Source organism: Archangium sp. (assembly GCF_036389735.1).
Lineage (GTDB): Bacteria > Myxococcota > Myxococcia > Myxococcales > Myxococcaceae > Archangium.
In genome coordinates this window covers 1-16,150 of record NZ_DASVWK010000727.1, presented here as the reverse complement: position 1 = coordinate 16,150, position 16,150 = coordinate 1, and the positions used below count along the sequence as shown (strand labels likewise).

Genomic DNA, 16,150 nt, shown 5'->3' with positions numbered 1-16,150 from the left:
GATGCTCTTCCGCCAACGCACTCCCCGTCTGAACTTCCACCCGCCCACGTCGGGCGAGGAGGTCATCCGCTTCGAGCACCTGAAGAAGTCCTTCGGGCCCAAGCGCGTCTACGACGACCTCCACCTCTCCGTGTACGCGGGCGAGACACTCACGGTGATGGGTGGCTCGGGCACGGGCAAGAGCGTGCTGCTCAAGTGCCTCATCGGGTTGCTGCGGCCGGATGCCGGACGCATCCTCTTCGAGGGACAGGAGCTCACCGACTACCGCGAAGAGGACTTCTTCGAGCTCCGCAGGCACGTGGCCATGGTGTTTCAAGGAGCGGCGCTCTTCGACTCGCTCACGGTGGGGGAGAACATCGCCTACCCGCTGCGCGAGCACTTCCCGGAGATGTCCCCCGACGAGATCCAGGCCCGGGTGGCCCGGAAGCTGGAGCTGGTGAACCTGCCCGGCATCGAGCACATGAAGCCGGCGGATCTCTCCGGCGGCATGAGGAAGCGCGTGGGGCTGGCGCGAGCCATCGCCACCGACCCGGAGGTCATCCTCTGGGACGAGCCCACCACGGGGTTGGACCCTGTCACCACCGAGACCATCAACCAGATGATTCGTTCCATGCAGCAGAAGCTCGGGTGCACCTCCATCGTGGTGACGCACGACATGATGAGTGCCTTCTCCGTCTCCAACCGCATCGCGATGCTGGCCGACCGGCGCATCGTCCAGGTGGGCACGCCGGAGGAGATGAGGGCGTCCACGGTGCCCGAGGTGCGGGCCTTCCTGGACGCGCGGCGGCAGGAGTTGGGGCCCCAGGAGGTGGCGCGATGAGTCTCTTCACGTCCACGTCACAGGAGAAGCGCCAGGCGGCGCGGGTCGGGGCCTTCGTGGCCGTGGCGCTCGTGCTGGCGGGCCTCGTCGTCTTCCTCATCGGCCAGGAGACGCGGCTCTTCGACAAGCAGGTGGAGTTCGTCGCCTACTTCGAGAACGTGGAGGGCCTGTCCGAGCAGTCGCCGGTGTGGCTGGGCGGCCTGGAAGTGGGCCGGGTGGATGGCGTGGGCTTCCCGTCCAAGCCCGGGGAGAAGCGGCTGGAGGTGCGCCTGAAGCTGGAGGCCAAGCACGCGCAGCGGGTGCGGGCCGACTCGGTGGCGCGGCTGACCAGCATGGGCGTGCTGGGCGACAAGGCGGTGGACATCACCGTCGGCTCGGCGGATGCGACCCCGGTGCCGCGGGGCGGAGAGATTCCGGCCGCGACGGGCGGCGATCTGGCCTCGCTGATGCGCGGGGCGGCGCAGGTGATGGAGGACTCGATGGCGGTGAGCCGCACGGTGCGCAAGGCGGCCGAGGTGTACGCGGACCCCCAGGTGGCCGAGGACATGGCGGCCAGTGTGCGCAGCCTGCGGATGTTGCTCCAGGAAGTGGAGACGGGCGATGGCGCCCTGCACGCGCTCATCTATGACAAGGAGACGGGCAAGCAGGTGCGGGTGCTGATGGCCAACGCCTCGCGCGCGGCGCTGCGGATGGAGAAGGCCGTGGGGCACGTGGAGGGGATGCTCAACGAGGTGGAGAACGGCGACGGCACGGCGCACCAGCTCATCTACGGGGGCGAGGGGGCCAAGGCGCTCGCCGAGCTGGGGAGCGCGGCGGGGCAGCTCGCCGGCCTGCTTCAGGACGCGAAGGACAACCCCAACGGCGCGGTGCACAAGCTCGTCTACGGCGACGCGGGCAACATGTTCGCGGACCTGGGGAGCGCGGCGGCGGACATCAAGCAGATTACGTCCATGGTGGCCAAGGGCGAGGGCTCGCTGGGTGGCCTCATCAAGGACCCCACCGTCTACGAGGACCTGCGGCAGGTGGTGGGCAACGTGCGGCGCAACAAGGTCCTGCGCGCGCTGGTGCGCTTCGCCATCAACAACAACGCCAACGCGGAGGAGCAGGTGGCGCAGCCGATCGTCCTGCCTCCGGAGAAGAACCAGCGGGGCATCGGTGGCGCGGGGGCGCCGTCCCCGGAGGAGCCGAAGGGCTCCCCGCTCATCCTGCCGCTGCCTCCGCCGGTGCCCTCGGGCGGAAACTGAAGTCTCCCTGTCGGCCCGGGGCACCTCCCGTGGCCGTCAGGCGGCCTGCTCCCGGGCGACCACGGGGACGGAGGCCAGCCGTGCGGCCGTCGGGCTGAGCGCCATCGCGCGCGCCATCCGGTGCACCAGGATGGTGGTCAGCACGCCGGAGGTGATGAAGCCGAGGTAGGTGAAGAGCACGCCCTGTCGCTGGATGTCGAGGACGATGGAGGAGATGGCGAGGGCGTACGCGAGGACGTACATCAGGAGGGACTTGCCAGGGGTCTTGGACTGAGGGGGCGTCATGCGAACTCTCCGCTGTGATGTGAGCCAATCGGTTCACATCCACAGATGGGCGGGGGTCGCGGTTGTGACGGGAATCTTTCCTACCAACGGGCGAAGAGGGCCACGAGCAGGGCGGCCACGGCCATGATGCCAATGACGGTGAGGGCCGCGGGAGTGCCTTGGAAGAAGGCGCCGATACTCTCGGGGGCCTCGCGTCTCTCGCCGGGCGTCCGCTCCAGGATGGCGCGTTCGACGAGGAGCACCGTGAAGCTGGCCGCGAGCCAGACGCCGAGCGCGAGCCAGGGCACCGAGGGGAGGACGAAGCCGAGCACGACGGCCCCGACGGCGAGGGCGTACGCGATGGCATACGCCACGAGCATGCGGGAGGTGAAGTAGCCGACGCGGCGGGTGCCTCGGGTAACCATGACAGGGACTCCTCTCCCCCTCGACGCCAGAAACCTTGGATGCCCCGGACAGGCGAGCAATGCCAGGGGGGCCGCGCGTGGGAGAACCCTCGATGCCAGGCCGCCCACCGGAGGGGGGACGGAGCCCTCCCTCCTGGGGTCGCTGCCCGCTCCGCTCTCAACGTCCGCGGGCGCAGTGCTCCTCGGGGCGGAACGGCAGGCTCCACAGCTCGCGGCCATGGACACCCTCGTCGGCGGTGAAGAAGACGTCCCAGCCGGAGCGGATGAAGCCGCTCGGACCCGAGCCCGAGGCCCCTGGGGCCAACTCCGTCAGCGGACGGGTCCCCGCCGCCGTGCCATCACCGAGCCAGGGCTCCCGTCCTCGCCCCACCGTCTCCGCGCTGAAGAAGAGCGTGCCCTTGATGGGCGTCAGCTCCGTGGGAGCCGAGCCCGCGGCGCCCGGCTCGAGATCCTTCAAGAGGTGCGTCCCGGACGCCGTGCCATTGCTCACCCACGGCTCGCGCCCGCTCACCCCATCATCCGCGGCGAAGAAGAGCCGGCCGTTCATCACGCTCAGCCCGGCCGGTGAGGAGTCACCCGGCCCGGGGTAGATGTCCATGAACCGCTTCGTGCCGGCCACCGTGCCATCGCTCACCCACAGCTCCTCGCCCTCGGGGTCTCCGTCCACGCCGGAGGTGCCCTTTCCGGCGCTGAAGTAGAGCTTCCCGTTGAAGGCCGTCAGGTCGTGCGGATAGCGGCCCGGGAAGAAGCGCAGGAAGCGCGTGCTCGCGAGCGTGCCCTCCGTCACCCACAGGTCGGCCTCGCCCTCGTCCGGGTCCACGAGGAAGAACACCTGATTGGCGCCCACCGGGGTCATGCGGAAGATGACGTTGTCCTCGAAGGCCTCGAAGACGGGGGTGGCGCCGGGCAGGCCCACGCTGCGCCACAACTTCACGTCCTCGCCCACGTTGGCGACGAAGTAGAGGGCACTCGGGGTGCGCACCAGGCGGCGCGGGGAGGAGCTGCCAGGAGAGTCCGGGCTGAAGATGTCCGCGCCCGGGTACAGGTCCTCCACCAGGAAGGTCCCCGCGGAGGTGCCGTCGCTGCGCCACAGCTCGCGCCCGTTCACGCCATCGTTGGCGGCGAAGTACACCACCCCATTGAGCTCCACCAGCTCGCTCGGGCCGAGGTCCGTCGTCGCGGGGTGGATGTCCTTCACCAGTCTGGTGCCGACGGCGGTGCCATCGCTCACCCACAGCTCGCGGCCATGCACCCCATCCTCCGCGACGAAGAACACCCGGCCGCCCGCCACGGTGAGGTCGGTGGGCTCGGCGCCTCCGGCCCCCGGGAAGACGTCCTTGACGAGGAAGGTGCCGGTGCCTCCCGGGCCACTGCTGCTCCACAGCTCGCGGCCGTGCACGCCATCGTCGGCGGTGAAGAAGAGCACGCCGTCCCCATGCACCAGCTCTCCGGGCTCCGAGCCCGTCATCCCCGGAGCGAGGTCCGCCAAGAGGCGCGCGGTGGTGGCGCAGGGCTCCCAGGAGCGGCCCTCCCGGACCGCCAGCGGAGACACGTGCTCGCCCGGTGTGGGCGCTTCGTCGAGGGAGACCGTACAACCCGTGGCGAGTGCCAGCAGGGCTGGGAGGGAACGCCAATGTTTCATCATGTGCAGCTCCGTACTCGTGCGGCTGGCGCCGCGTGGGGCTGCAAGGTGGTGATGGCCCATCTCGCGGGACGGGTGCTCGCACCGCCGGGCTGCTCAATGAGTGCCATGCCCGACACATCGAAAAGGAGACGCCCCGAGGCCATGTCGGCACCTCGGGGCGCATCCAACGAGGCGGAACCGTCTCGCGGGCTCTACAGAGAGAGCCGCTCCGCCGAACCCTGATCCCTCTGGTCCAAGGGCACCGTCCGGTTGTTTGGGCTATCCCCACTGATGACGAGTACCCCACCATCACCGAGGAGGGTCATCGTGTGGAGTTCACGCGGGTAGTTCATGTTACATGTGACGATCCACGTGCCGGTAATCGGGTTGTACAGCTCGACGGGTTTGAAACCCTCGAAGGTGTGATAGCCGCCCGTGACGAGCACCATGCCCTGATTGAGCAGGACCGCCGCATGCCTGGAGCGTGCATGCTTCATGCTACCGGTGCGCGTCCAGGCCTTGGTGCCCGGGTTGTAGATCTCGGCCGTGGCCCCCAGGACCTTGTCATTGATGTTGCCGCCAACCACCAACACGCGCTCATCCGGGAGCAGGGTGGCCGTGTGCTCGTAACGAGCCGTCGTCATGGGGCCGACCAGGGTCCAGGTGCGAGTGTCGGGGTCATACACCTCGGCCGTGGTGAGAAAGCTGTAGTCAGCACCCCAGCCGCCGGTGACCAGGACGCGGCCATCCGAGAGGAGCGTGGCGGTGTGGAACTTGCGGCGCCCCTTGTTCGGGCTGCTCGTGGGAGTCCAGACGCCGGAGTCCGGGTCGTACAGCTCCGCGGTGCCAACGGCCCCGCTTGCGTCGCCACCAACGACCAGGACGTGGCCAGTCTTCGGCAGGAAGGTGGCGGTGTGGTGGACGCGTGGCTGGTTCATCCTTCCGGTGCCGAGCCACCTGTTGTTGGCACGGTCATACAATTTGGCGGTGACCTCCGCCTGGCCGTTGGTGCCACCCGCGACCAGGACGTAGCCACTCCTTGGCAACAGGGTGGCGGTATGGTTGCGACGGGTGGTGGTGGCTGTTTCGACATGCGCGGCGATACTCCACGTGTTGGTGTTCGGGTCGAACAGGCGGGTGGTGTTCTCGTTCCAACCCCCCACGGTGAGCACCTCACCCGTTTTCAGGAGCACGGCTTCGTGAGCCAGGATTCCGAGCTTCGAGTTCCTGGGGTTGGCGTCCTCTGGCTTGTCGACCGTGTCCACCGGTAGATAAGGAGTCACGTCCTTCCAGCACATCCGCGGGAGGACGGTCAGGTCGCTGAGCACGGGGGACTCGGGGGGGAGCAGGTTCTGCGTCCGCAGCAGGGCCTTGACCTCCAGGTGCCGGCCGTTCACACCGGAGAAGGGTGTGTTGTTGGTCACCTCGACGAACGTCTGGGAGGCGAGCGCCGTTGGCTCATCCGCGGCCCGCGCGTACATGCGGATGCTGGTGCCGGCGGGAGTGGAGCCCTGCGGCTCATGGTTCCAGTGGAAGGAGCCCCAGCTCTTCCCCAGCGTGCCGCTGTCCTGCAGGACCGTCCACTCGCCCTCGCGCATCGTGAAGTGACGGTGCTGGAAGCCCGTCATGTCCCAGTACGAGTAGGGATGACCGCCCGCGGGGTACGATTGGATGCTGCCGCCGCGGTCGACGCGCGTCACGGTGTTGCTGCTCTGGTTCGCGGTCCAGACCTTGCCATCGTTGTCGATCGCCACGCCCAGCGTTCCGGCGGCTGTCGGATAGCTCCCCAGGAAGGTGCCCGCGGAGTTGAAGTGCACCAGGCGGTTGGTGAGCCAGCAGGCCGCCCAGATGTCTCCCGTGCCATCCACGGCCACGCCTCGGGTGCCGCCCGCGCAGTCCACGGGGCTGGGAATGGACATGACGTCAACCGTTCCCGCGTTGAAATCCGCCCGCACCAGGCCACCATTCCGCCACGTGCTCCAATTGCCCAACCAGACGATGCCGTGCGTGTCCACCGCGAGGCCGTAGGTGGGCACGGGGGCGTAGAGCACCTGCACCCGCGTTCCCACGGGAGCCTTCGGGTCGATCCTCTGTAGCGCCCCATAATCAACGTCCGAGGTGTAGATGATCCCCCCCGGGCCAATGGCGATTCCGTAGATGCGTAGGAAGGAGAGCCCGGTCTCGTCTTGGGGAGAGAGGGTCTGCAGCAACGCACCGGTCTCGTTGCTCAGTTGGTAGAGCTTGGAGCTCGCATAGCCGCCCAGCCACAGGTTCTGCTCGGCGTCCACCGCTACCGAGCGACCATGATCGCCGGGCGCCGCATAGGTCCTCGTCCAGAGGATGCACTCGTCGGCTTGCCCGAGGTACTCCGCCGGGTTGTTGAGGTCGATGATCCCATCGGGCTGGACATCCTTCGAGGTTTCAATCGTTCCATTGCCGTTGCGATCCTTGCATTCGCCTGGACCGCCAAACTTGGTGACGGACGGGAGGGTGACCGCTCCGTCAGGGCAGAAGCCGCGGTTGGCCACGAAGGCGTTGCCAGCGGCATCCACCGTCGTGCGCGACGGGGAGTTGCAGCCGCTGCGCGGCGCGGGTACCGGCGGGATGCTCCCGTCCGGGTTGTGCGTCAGCACCGAGTCGTAGATGGCGACCTGGCGGCCGGTCCTCGTATCGATCTTGGTCACCGTGTCCTGGGCATAGTTGGCGACCCACAGATACGGAGCCACGGCGGAAGGTTTGTTGAAGCTGATCTGAAGTTGGTCGTTCCCAGGGGCGTCATGGTTGACGCCCTTGAGGTCGCCTCTGTCGAAGTCGGCGTCTCGCGTGTAGACGCGAATCGGCTGTGCTTGTGTTGGAAGGGGACTCATCAGGGCCAGCACACTGGCGACGATGAGCGACTTGGTGGCGGTTGTTGCCAAGGTATTCTCCTGTTGCCCAGGAAATGAGCCGACCTTCCTGCCCGGTTCCTGGTTGGGTTGCTGAGAGACGTGAATCAGGGAGCCCCAGGTGGGGACAGGGCCCGCATGTAGTCGTGGGGTCTTCCCGTGGAAGGAAGTTCGGGCCAGGGTTGGCCGGTGAATCGGGCCATGAGGAGGTGGACGGCTGCTTCGGCGGCGCGACGAACTTCCGGGACAGGGTCCCGGGCCTGGATTTGTTGCAAGGCATCCAGGTGTGTTTGGGCCGCATGCTCCCCGAGGAATCGCAGTGCTTCGATACGCCGCTGGGGATCCGTGTCCTGGCGGGCCGTGGCGAGGGCCTCCTCGAGGTCGCTGTCGACCGGACCCTGGCGGATGTCCGCGGCTCCGTGGCTTCCGAGTGGTTGAGGAGGGGTGTACGCGGGAAAGACCGCGGTCGCGGGCCGAGGTGGGTCGGACCGGGCACTTCCGGGTTGAGGGCCTCGGCCGGCAACGACTCGTGCTGCCGGCGGTTCCTGGTCGAGCCCTGGCTGCCACGAATAGAGGCCCGCCGAGATCAGGCTGACCACTCCGAGGGAGACAATGGCGATCTTCGTTGTACTCATGCTCGCTTCCGCTGGGGACTCGGAACCGGCCGGTCTTCCCAGCATTCGAGCCCGTGGAGGGCGGCTGCATCTCTTCTCCACGGGCTCGCGCTTTCCTACGCGGGTTGTCTCAGGGCGTGGACTTCAACTTGAGCAGGAAGACGTCATAGCAGCCGTTGCTGCGCTGCTCGCTCGGCAGGTCCTGGCCGAAGCGCACCCGCCCCTCCATATCGCCAATCACCAGCACGTTGCCCATGCTGTCGAAGGTGATGCCGAGGCCGGCTTGCTCCGTGAGGTCGCCGTGCACCTGGCTCCAGCGATGTGCCCCGTTCTGGTCGAAGTAGGCGACGAAGGAGTCGAGTCCACCATGGCCTGTGCGTGGCCCTCCTCCGAGATCCGTGGGGCCCACGAGCTCGCCGGTGATGGCGATGCCGCCATTGCCGCTCACGGCGACTCCCTCGGCGAAGTCCGCGCTCGGCCCACCGAAGCCCTTGCTCCAGCGGTGCACACCGTTGGCATCCAGCTTCAACAGGAAGATGTCCCAGTCGCCCTTGCTGGAGAGCGGAGGCCCTCCGAAGTCGACGTTGGTGCCGTCGAAACCGCCCGCCACCACCACATTGTTCGCGCCATCGACCTGTACGTCCGCACCGAGCTGCGTCCCCGCTGCTCCGAAAGCCCTGTCCCAGAGCCAATTGCCGTTGGCGTCCAGCTTCACCACGAAGGCATCGGCGCCTCCCTTGCTGACCCGGGCTGGCCCTCCGAAGCTGACGGTGCCCGTGAATCTGCCCGTGAGCAGGATGTTCTGGTTCGTGTCCGTGTCCACCCCTTCCGCGGTATCGGTGCCCGCCGCGCCCCAGTTCCGGGTCCACTTCGGCGACAGATCGGCCCCACCCAGCTTGACGACGAAGGCATCCGCATCGCCAGAGGTGGGGTACGCGATACCGTTGACGGTCAGCGTGTCCCAGTTCCGTCCCGCGACGAGCACATCTCCCAGGGAATCCGCCGCGATGCCCCACGCCTCCTGCGGACCCGGGCCGCCGATGACCGTCGCCTTGAGCAGGTTGCCGCCAGCATCCAGCTTCACGACGAAACTGTCCGTGGCGCCCGTGCTGGTGAGGAGGGGCGCGCCATCGAACAGGAGGACGCCATTGAAGACACCGGCCACGAGGGTGTTCCCCGCTCCATCCGTGGCGACCTCCAGGCTGATGGCGTAGCCCGGGTTGCCGAGATGGTGGCTCCAGACATGGTTGCCATTGGCATTGAGCTTCGCCACGAAGGCGTCGTTGCCGCCAGCGCTGCTGAAGGTGGGGCCACCAAAGCCCACCGTCCCCTGGAAGAGGCCGCTGATGATCACGTTGCCCGCGGTGTCGGCCGCGACGCCCAACCCCTCCTGGCAGGCGGCATCACCGAAACGGCGGCTCCAGACGTAGATGTCATTGCACTCGGTGGAGCCGTCACAGTTGTCATCGACGGTGGTGGCGCAGGTGTCCTTGGCCGCGGGGAGCTTCTGGTCCAGACAGGCACCGAAATGACCGGAGCGATCACAGGTGCGGGTGCCGGCGCTGCACCACTGGTACGGACACGACGTGCCTGCCGGGCAGAGCGTTCCTTGGGGGCCCGAGTAGCAGGCTTCGGTGCTACCGAACGTGCACTGCCCGCAGGACTCGTTGATGGCGCCGTCGCAGTTGTCGTCGAAGACGGTGGCGCAGTTGTCGGTGGCCGCGGGGAGGACCTGGCCCTGGCAGCCACTCCAGCTCATCCCCAGGGTGTCACAGGTGTTGGTGCCAGCCCGGCAGATGCCGACCCCGGCGGGACCGTTGTAGGGGCAGGAAGTGGAGGCACCGGGAATGCAGATGCGGGACTTGGGAATGACGATCGTGAGGGACTGACAGGAGTTGCCACCGCAGAGCCCCTGGGTGGTGCTCGTCACCGTCTGGGCCCCGCCCACGGGTGCTCCCGGGTGTCCTACCTGCACGTCGGCGGTGCCGCCTCGTTTCATCATCACGCAGGTGGTGCCGTACATCCCCGTATAGTTGGAGTTGGAGCCCGCGTAGTCCTTCCCCACGGCGATCACGGGCACGTTCGCAACGGGCATCCCCAGGGCGTCGCGCACGGTGACGTTCACACAGCTCGTGTCGTAGGGCTTGTCGGCGTTCCACCACGTGAAGTGGGCCACCTGCACCACCCAGACGACGCGACCGTCATCCGTGGTGCGTACGGTACCGGCTCCCTCCTCCACCCAGAGGCCTCGATCCAGGTCCAGCCACCAGGCGGGAATGGTGTCCCCCGGTTGGAAGCGCGCGGCCAGTGCCGCGGGCAGGGGGAACTCGAGCGTGGCGTGTGCGCCGGGAGCGAGTTGGAGGGGCTGACCCTCCTGTCCGCGAAGGCTCACCTCGGCCATGAAGATGCTCTCCATGGGAACGCGCTCGCCGGAGGCGGAGGCCACGCCCTCCAAGGGGCCAGGGAGGGTGGCGAGGCCGAGGGTGGGATCCAGGGCGGTCACCAGCAGTTGGACAGGGCCGGAGACGGGCTGTCCGTCCGCATCCACCACGGCATGCGCGGGGAGGGACACGCTCACCCCCTGGTGTTGGACGGAGACGCCATTCTCGGCCAGGAAGGGGACAGCGGTTCCCACGGGCAGCAGGCGCACCCGCGCGCCGACGTTGAGGCCTTCGCTCAGCTCCACACTGACGGTGGCGGAGGCGTAGCCAGGGGCGTCGACCCGGGTCGTGAAGCGGCCGGGAGGCAGTGGCTGCAACAGCAAGCGACCAGCGCCATCGGTGGGCAGCAGTCCGTCCCCAAGGGAGACGGCGGCGGAGGGAATGGGCTGACCGCTCGCGTCCAACACCTCCAGCAGCAGGCTGGTGCCCGAGGGCTCCGTGACGCCTCCCGGGGAGGACCGCGTGGAGACATACAGCTCGGCACTGGACTGGTCCTGGGCGCTGAAGCCACCCGCGACCAGCATCCGCCCATCCCGCAACGCCGTGAGGGTGTGCCTGTAGCGGCTCACGTTCAACGGGGCCGTGGCGCTCCAGGTCCTCGTGCCAGGGTCATACACCTCGGCGGTGGAGGAGATGCCGGTGGAGTCGTGGTAGCCCCCCGCGACGAGCACCCCACCCGAGGGCAACAGCAGGGCGGTGTGGTAGCGGCGCGGCTGGCCCATGGCACCGGTGGCCGTCCACGCTCCCGTGGTCGGGTCGTACACCTCCGCCGAGGCGGCCGGCCCCCGCTCGCCACCACTGCCCGTGACCAGCACCTCGCCCGAGGGCAACAGCGTGGCCGTGTGGTAGCGGCGCGGCTGGCCCATGGCACCGGTGGCCGTCCACGTGCCCGTGGCCGGGTCGTACACCTCCGCCGAGGCGAGGAGTCCTCCATTGTCACCGCCCGCGACCAGCACCCGGCCCGAGGTCAACAACGTGGCCGTGGACTGGGTGCGGGCCGTGCCCAGGGCGCTGGTGGACGTCCAGGTGCCCGTGGTCGGGTCGTACACCTCCGCCGAGGCCAGCACCCGGCCCGCGCCATCGGTCCCCCCCACCACCAGTACCCGGCCCGAGGGCAGCAGCACGGAGGCATGGTGGGCCCGGCACGTATTCAGGGGGCCCGTGGCCTTCCAGGTGCCCGAGGTGGGGTCATACACCTCCGAGGAGGTGGAGGCCTGGCAGCCTTCGCCGCCCACCATCAACACCCGCCCGTCCTGCAACGTGTTCATCGTGTGAGCGCGGCGGGAGACGAGGGTGTCCCCGGTGCGCGTCCAGGTACCGGTGGCCGGGTCATACACCTCCGACGCGCGATTGTAGCCGCCGGCCACCAGCACCCGGCCCTCCAGCAGGGACGCCGCCGTGTGCAGGACGCGGCCCTGGGCCAGGTTGCTGGTACGTATCCACGAGGCGGTGCTCGCCTCGCTGGACACGGAGAGCCGCCCCCGCCGAGCGGCATTCTCGGGACGCGCCGCCCCGGGCTCCTCTTCCGAGAGGGTCCTGCCACAGCCGGGGCCACTCAGGGTCACCAGCCCCAGCACCACCATGAAAACCAGACGCCCCCATTCCCCCCCACGAGAGGAGCGCACTCCCCGTTCCCCCCAGAAGCCAGCCGTTACCGCACGGCGCCTGGCCCCTTGAGGCAAAACTCTTTCTCTCTCGGACTGTGTGCTCATGGTCATGCGGCCTTTCACGTGAAGCGGTGCCACTCCGGTGTGAGCCGGCGGGCTTCACCAACTGAATAGAGGCGCCTGCCAGGCGAACTATGTTCGACGTATTCCCCGGGTGTAGAATTTCAATGAGGCGGCAGTGAAGGAATGAATACCCAGCCAAAGCCCGTCATCCCCTGGCGCGCGAGGGCTGCCTTCACCTCCGTCAGGGTGAGTTTCTGAACGGATTCCAGGGCATTTCCGCCCTTCAATCCGGAGACGTCGAACAGGACGAAGACGTGGCGTCCGACACTGCCTTCGCGAGGGCTCCGAGGTAGAAGGCACCGCATGGAGTTGGACCTCGAGGGACGGGCGGCACTCGTCACGGGAAGCAGCCGGGGGATTGGTCGGGCCATCGCCACGGCGCTGGCGCGCGAGGGCGTGCGGGTGTGTCTGAGCGCGCGCGGGGCGGAGGGGCTGGAAGCGACGGCGGCGGAGCTCCGGGCCGCTGGCGCCGAGGTGGTCACCGTGGCGGGGGACGTGGCCACCCCGGAGGGCGCGGCGGCGGCGGTGGACGCGGCGGTGCGGGCCTTCGGCACGCTGGACATCCTCGTCAACAACGTGGGCGGCAGTGGCGGCGTGGGCGCCTTCGACGTGGCCACCGCGCCGCAGTGGAAGGACGTGCTCGACCGCAACCTCCTGGCCGCCGTGTGGTGCAGCCAGCACGCGGTGGAGCGCATGAAGGCCCGGGGCGGCGGCTGCATCGTGCACATCAACTCCATCTACGGCCGCGAGTACGGCACCAGCGCGCCCTACACGACGGCCAAGGCGGGCCTCACCGCGCTCACCAAGGAGATGGCCATCGACCTGGCGCGCCACCGCATCCGCGTCAACGGGGTGGCGCCCGGCTCCATCCTCTTCCCCGGGGGAAGCTGGGATCGGCGGCGGCGGTCGCAGCCGGAGAAGGTGGAGAAGCTGGTGCGCGAGGAGCTGCCCTGGGGCCGCTTCGGCACGCCCGAGGAGGTGGCCGACGTGGTCGTCTTCCTCTGCTCGGAGCGGGCGAAGTGGGTGACGGGGGCCACGGTGCCGGTGGATGGTGGACAGGGCCGTGCCTTCTGACTCGGGCGGGGGCCGCCCCGGCGTGTAGAGTGCGGCCGTGCTGAAGCTCTACAAGAAGGAAGGCGACACCCTCCGCTACTGGGTGGCGTGGGTGCACGAGGGGAAGCTCACCGTGCACTCGGGCATCGTCGGGGAGTCGGGCGAGGAGAAGGAGACGCCCGTGCCCGCGGACGAGGATCCGGACATGGCCATCGCCCAGGCGGCCGAGCCGCTGGTGGACGCGGGCTATGACGAGCCCTACCCGGAGAACCTGGTGCCGCTCGTCGTGCAGTACGCCCTCCAGGGCAAGGGCTCCGGACACGACTTCGAGAAGCGCCACTCCGTGGAGGAGCTGCTCACGAACGTGCTGGGCTGGACGGGCAACGGTGAGGTGGAGGGCGGGGAGACGCAGCCCGGGCGCATGAATGTCTTCTGCCACGTGATGGAGCCGGAGGTGGCCGTGCGCACCCTCGTCGAGGCACTCGATGAGGACGACCTGCTGGAGGGGGCCGTCATCGCCGTCGTGCCCGAGGGAGAGGAACCCCGGGTGCTCTGGCCGCAGGGCCACCCCGGCCCCTTCCGCGTCTGACGTCGGGCGGGCAGACTGGGGCTCGTGTCCGCGCGCCTCTCCTTCGCCCTCGTCCTGCTCTCCCCGGCCGTCGCCCTCGCTTCCAGGCCATCTCCTTCTTCCTGCTCGTCTTCCTGGGGGTGGCGCTCGCGGTGTGGGCGCTGTGGAACCGGTTGAGGCGTGACGTGCCCCGGCTGCCCCGCTCGGCTTCGGGGCGGCGCTCGCGCTGGTGTTCCTCTGGGGGCTCGGCTTCCAGCTCGTGCTCTCGATGATCGCCGGCGGGCGCGAGCTGATGACGCCCGGGGCCTGGGAGAAGACGGGCGCCACCCACCGGCTCAAGCAGACGGAGCTGCCCCCGGAGAAGGAGCTGCTGCTCCAGGCGCGGCGCCAGCGGTTGGAGGAATTGCGCGTGGCGCTGTGGGCCTACGCGGCCGAGCACGGACAGGCGCTCCCCCCGAGCGACTTCGCCCCGGCTGGAGCAGGCGAACAAGGAGCTGTGCGCGGATGCGCTGCGCCTGTCCGCGCAAGGCGTGCCCGATGCCGAGGTGGCACGGTCGCTGCTGCGGAACTCGGAGGTGCGGGAGGCCGCCGAGCGGATGCACGTGGTGCCGCGACGCGGGACCGGTGGTGAGCCGGGCTTCCTCGTCTTCTCCCGCGACCCCGTCACCCGCGAGCGCGGGGGCGACGTGCGCTGCGGGGGCGGGCTGGAGCGGGAGGACACCTTCCAGGCCGCGGAGCTACCGAAGCTGCTGTCGGAGGCCCGGGTAGCCGGGGGCACCGTGCCCTGAAGCCACCCGAGCGTCACCCCGTCATGCCGCCGGCACGGGGTGGAACACGACGCCATCCAATCCCAGACGCTGGCAGTCGTTGACGAAGCGCTCGGTGCAGACAATCACGGTGGAGAAGTCTTCCAGGCGGAAGACGTCCACGTGTTGGGGAATCGTGGTGGCGTCCAGCAGCCGGTTCTTGGGCAGGCTGAGGCCAAAACGGCCGCAGCGAGTGCAACGGGGCTCACGGTTCCCAGGCAGGCAATCGGGATGCAAGCGTCCGGCGGAGAGGAGCTCCAGTTCGAGCAACTCAGGCGCGTTCCGCTGGCGGAAGCGCAGCTGGGTGGGGCACCCATTGAGTCCGCGAAGGCCATCGGCCTGGAGCTTCTCCAGGGCCTCGCGCTGCACCAGGAGCCACCAGGGATAGGGAGCCGCGAGTGGCCCGAAGCGCCCCTGCGCCCTGCCTACGAGTGGACCCAGGGATGTACCCGGTTTCAGCAGGGCTCCTGGAGGCAGAAATGGACGTACCAGCTCACACAGTCGCTCATACTCCTCGATAGGCTCGGCCCGTGCTTCCACGAAGTCGGCGAGGGAGGACACGGGGGTCAAATCCACTGACGGGTACGTTCTGGAATTGTCTCCCCAGGTGGACTGACAGGCAGGACAGGAATCCACTCCCGGGAGAAGCCATTTGTGCGAGCCATCAACGCTACCCGTGTAGGCTGAAGACTTGTCTGGTTCGACACTGAAGTAGTGCATGCGTGCATTCTCTCCCGCCTTCCTCAGTCGCAATAGTACGGGACGAGCGGACGTTCATTGACTCCAAACCGTGTCATGAGCTCGAACGCGAATCGCCAGATCCGATCCTTGTTGGCTTCGGGGTTTTCTCTCTGGAACTGCCGCCAGGTCTCATTCCACTGCCCTCCTCTGCCGCTGCCGCTGTGCAGCCACCGGTGAAAGCTCCTGGGAAGGCGGAGGGTAAAGGCGTGGATGTCGATCTTCTTGAGCTTGAACCACGCAGCCAGTTCCTGAGGAAAGATGTGGTGCTTTTCGAGGGGCTCTGGCGGGAGCATGCACGAGAGCGGGTGCGTCCGCTGCGGCGAGGGCTGTTGGCGGGTCTTCCAGTTGTGCCAGGGGATTTCGAAGACGGGCTCCACGGAAGTGGGCGCGGCCAGGGGGCGTCCCCACCATCGGCTGGGGTTTCCCACCAGGGGAGGGCGGGAGGCCTGGGGCGTGGGCCCGCGTGCCAGCACCACGGAGGGGGCGTCCTCCACCTCCAGCAGATCCTGGCAGCGCCAGACGGCACAGCGTTCCGCGTCACACAGCGGCACCACGCAGCTGGGGTCCGCTCGGGCCTCTTCCCAAGAGAGCACCGCCTCGGGTGCTTCGTCGTGCTCTCGCCCGATGGGCGGTGAGGTGACGCAAGCACTCAGCAACACGCAGAGGAGCGCGAGTCCTCTCCCGGTGGTCAGGAAGTCCATGCGGCCCATCCTACGCAACGTGTCCGAGGTCCGAGGAAGATAGGCTCACCCCATGCTCGCTGACGCCTTCTTCCTGCTCCACACGGACCTGCCTCGCGAGGGGCCCGGCAGTGACGACTGCACCCGCGAGGCCCTCCGCCGCCTGCGTCCGTGGCTGCCCGCCTCGCCGAGGGTGCTCGACCTGGGATGCGGGCCGGGGAAGCAGACGCTCGTGCTCGCGCGGGAGCTCGGGAC

The 16,150-nt window shown here is 68.4% G+C and carries 13 protein-coding genes and 1 pseudogene; 7 read left to right on the top strand and 7 right to left on the bottom strand.

What is annotated here, in order from left to right; translation table 11 throughout:
- The first annotated feature begins 1 nt into the window (after nucleotide 1).
- The gene (locus VF794_RS25820; RefSeq protein WP_331114869.1) at nucleotides 2-820 is read left to right on the top strand and encodes an ABC transporter ATP-binding protein; all 819 of its coding nucleotides are present in this window, start codon (nucleotides 2-4) and stop codon (nucleotides 818-820) included.
- Nucleotides 817-2,064, top strand: a complete 1,248-nt coding sequence (locus VF794_RS25815; RefSeq protein WP_331114867.1) for an MlaD family protein — start codon at nucleotides 817-819, stop codon at nucleotides 2,062-2,064. The genes VF794_RS25820 and VF794_RS25815 overlap by 4 nt, the downstream gene beginning before the upstream one ends.
- Nucleotides 2,065-2,100: 36 nt before the next feature.
- Here the strand turns inward: VF794_RS25815 and VF794_RS25810 are convergent, their stop codons facing one another.
- The 5 genes from VF794_RS25810 to VF794_RS25790 form a co-directional block, all read right to left on the bottom strand.
- Nucleotides 2,101-2,349, bottom strand: a complete 249-nt coding sequence (locus tag VF794_RS25810) for a hypothetical protein (protein ID WP_331114865.1) — start codon at nucleotides 2,347-2,349, stop codon at nucleotides 2,101-2,103.
- 80 nt (nucleotides 2,350-2,429) lie between these two features.
- Entirely contained in the window at nucleotides 2,430-2,753 is a 324-nt protein-coding gene (locus tag VF794_RS25805; RefSeq protein ID WP_331114863.1) for a hypothetical protein, read from the bottom strand.
- A 157-nt stretch (nucleotides 2,754-2,910) separates the two neighbouring features.
- Nucleotides 2,911-4,398, bottom strand: a complete 1,488-nt coding sequence (locus tag VF794_RS25800) for an ELWxxDGT repeat protein (protein ID WP_331114861.1) — start codon at nucleotides 4,396-4,398, stop codon at nucleotides 2,911-2,913.
- A gap of 191 nt (nucleotides 4,399-4,589) precedes the next feature.
- Nucleotides 4,590-7,295, bottom strand: coding sequence for a Kelch repeat-containing protein (locus VF794_RS25795; RefSeq protein ID WP_331114859.1), 2,706 nt, complete (start codon nucleotides 7,293-7,295; stop codon nucleotides 4,590-4,592).
- Nucleotides 7,296-8,006: 711 nt separating this feature from the next.
- Entirely contained in the window at nucleotides 8,007-11,882 is a 3,876-nt protein-coding gene (locus VF794_RS25790) for a kelch repeat-containing protein (protein WP_331114857.1), read from the bottom strand.
- Between the two features lie 468 nt (nucleotides 11,883-12,350).
- Here VF794_RS25790 and VF794_RS25785 point away from each other — a divergent pair, with 468 nt between their 5' ends.
- The 4 genes from VF794_RS25785 to VF794_RS25770 all read left to right on the top strand — a co-directional run bounded on the left by VF794_RS25785 (nucleotide 12,351) and on the right by VF794_RS25770 (nucleotide 14,456).
- Nucleotides 12,351-13,121: an SDR family oxidoreductase gene (locus VF794_RS25785; protein WP_331114855.1), complete on the top strand. Its 771-nt coding sequence runs from the start codon at nucleotides 12,351-12,353 to the stop codon at nucleotides 13,119-13,121.
- A gap of 37 nt (nucleotides 13,122-13,158) precedes the next feature.
- Nucleotides 13,159-13,689 (top strand): hypothetical protein, encoded by a 531-nt coding sequence (locus tag VF794_RS25780; RefSeq protein WP_331114853.1) that lies wholly within the window; start codon nucleotides 13,159-13,161, stop codon nucleotides 13,687-13,689.
- A 208-nt stretch (nucleotides 13,690-13,897) separates the two neighbouring features.
- Nucleotides 13,898-14,299, top strand: a complete 402-nt coding sequence (locus VF794_RS25775; RefSeq protein ID WP_331114851.1) for a hypothetical protein — start codon at nucleotides 13,898-13,900, stop codon at nucleotides 14,297-14,299.
- Nucleotides 14,274-14,456, top strand: coding sequence for a hypothetical protein (locus tag VF794_RS25770; RefSeq protein WP_331114849.1), 183 nt, complete (start codon nucleotides 14,274-14,276; stop codon nucleotides 14,454-14,456). The genes VF794_RS25775 and VF794_RS25770 overlap by 26 nt, the downstream gene beginning before the upstream one ends.
- 21 nt (nucleotides 14,457-14,477) lie before the next feature.
- Here the strand turns inward: VF794_RS25770 and VF794_RS25765 are convergent, their stop codons facing one another.
- Complete coding sequence (locus VF794_RS25765) at nucleotides 14,478-15,194, bottom strand: double-CXXCG motif protein (protein WP_331114847.1); 717 nt, start codon at nucleotides 15,192-15,194, stop codon at nucleotides 14,478-14,480.
- Between the two features lie 23 nt (nucleotides 15,195-15,217).
- Nucleotides 15,218-15,916 carry a TIGR02269 family lipoprotein gene (locus VF794_RS25760; protein WP_331114846.1) on the bottom strand — a complete coding sequence of 233 codons (699 nt, stop codon included), beginning with the start codon at nucleotides 15,914-15,916 and terminating at the stop codon, nucleotides 15,218-15,220.
- Nucleotides 15,917-15,968: 52 nt separating this feature from the next.
- Between VF794_RS25760 and VF794_RS25755 the strand changes: the two are divergent.
- Nucleotides 15,969-16,150, top strand: a pseudogene (locus VF794_RS25755) (class I SAM-dependent methyltransferase); the annotation flags it as partial.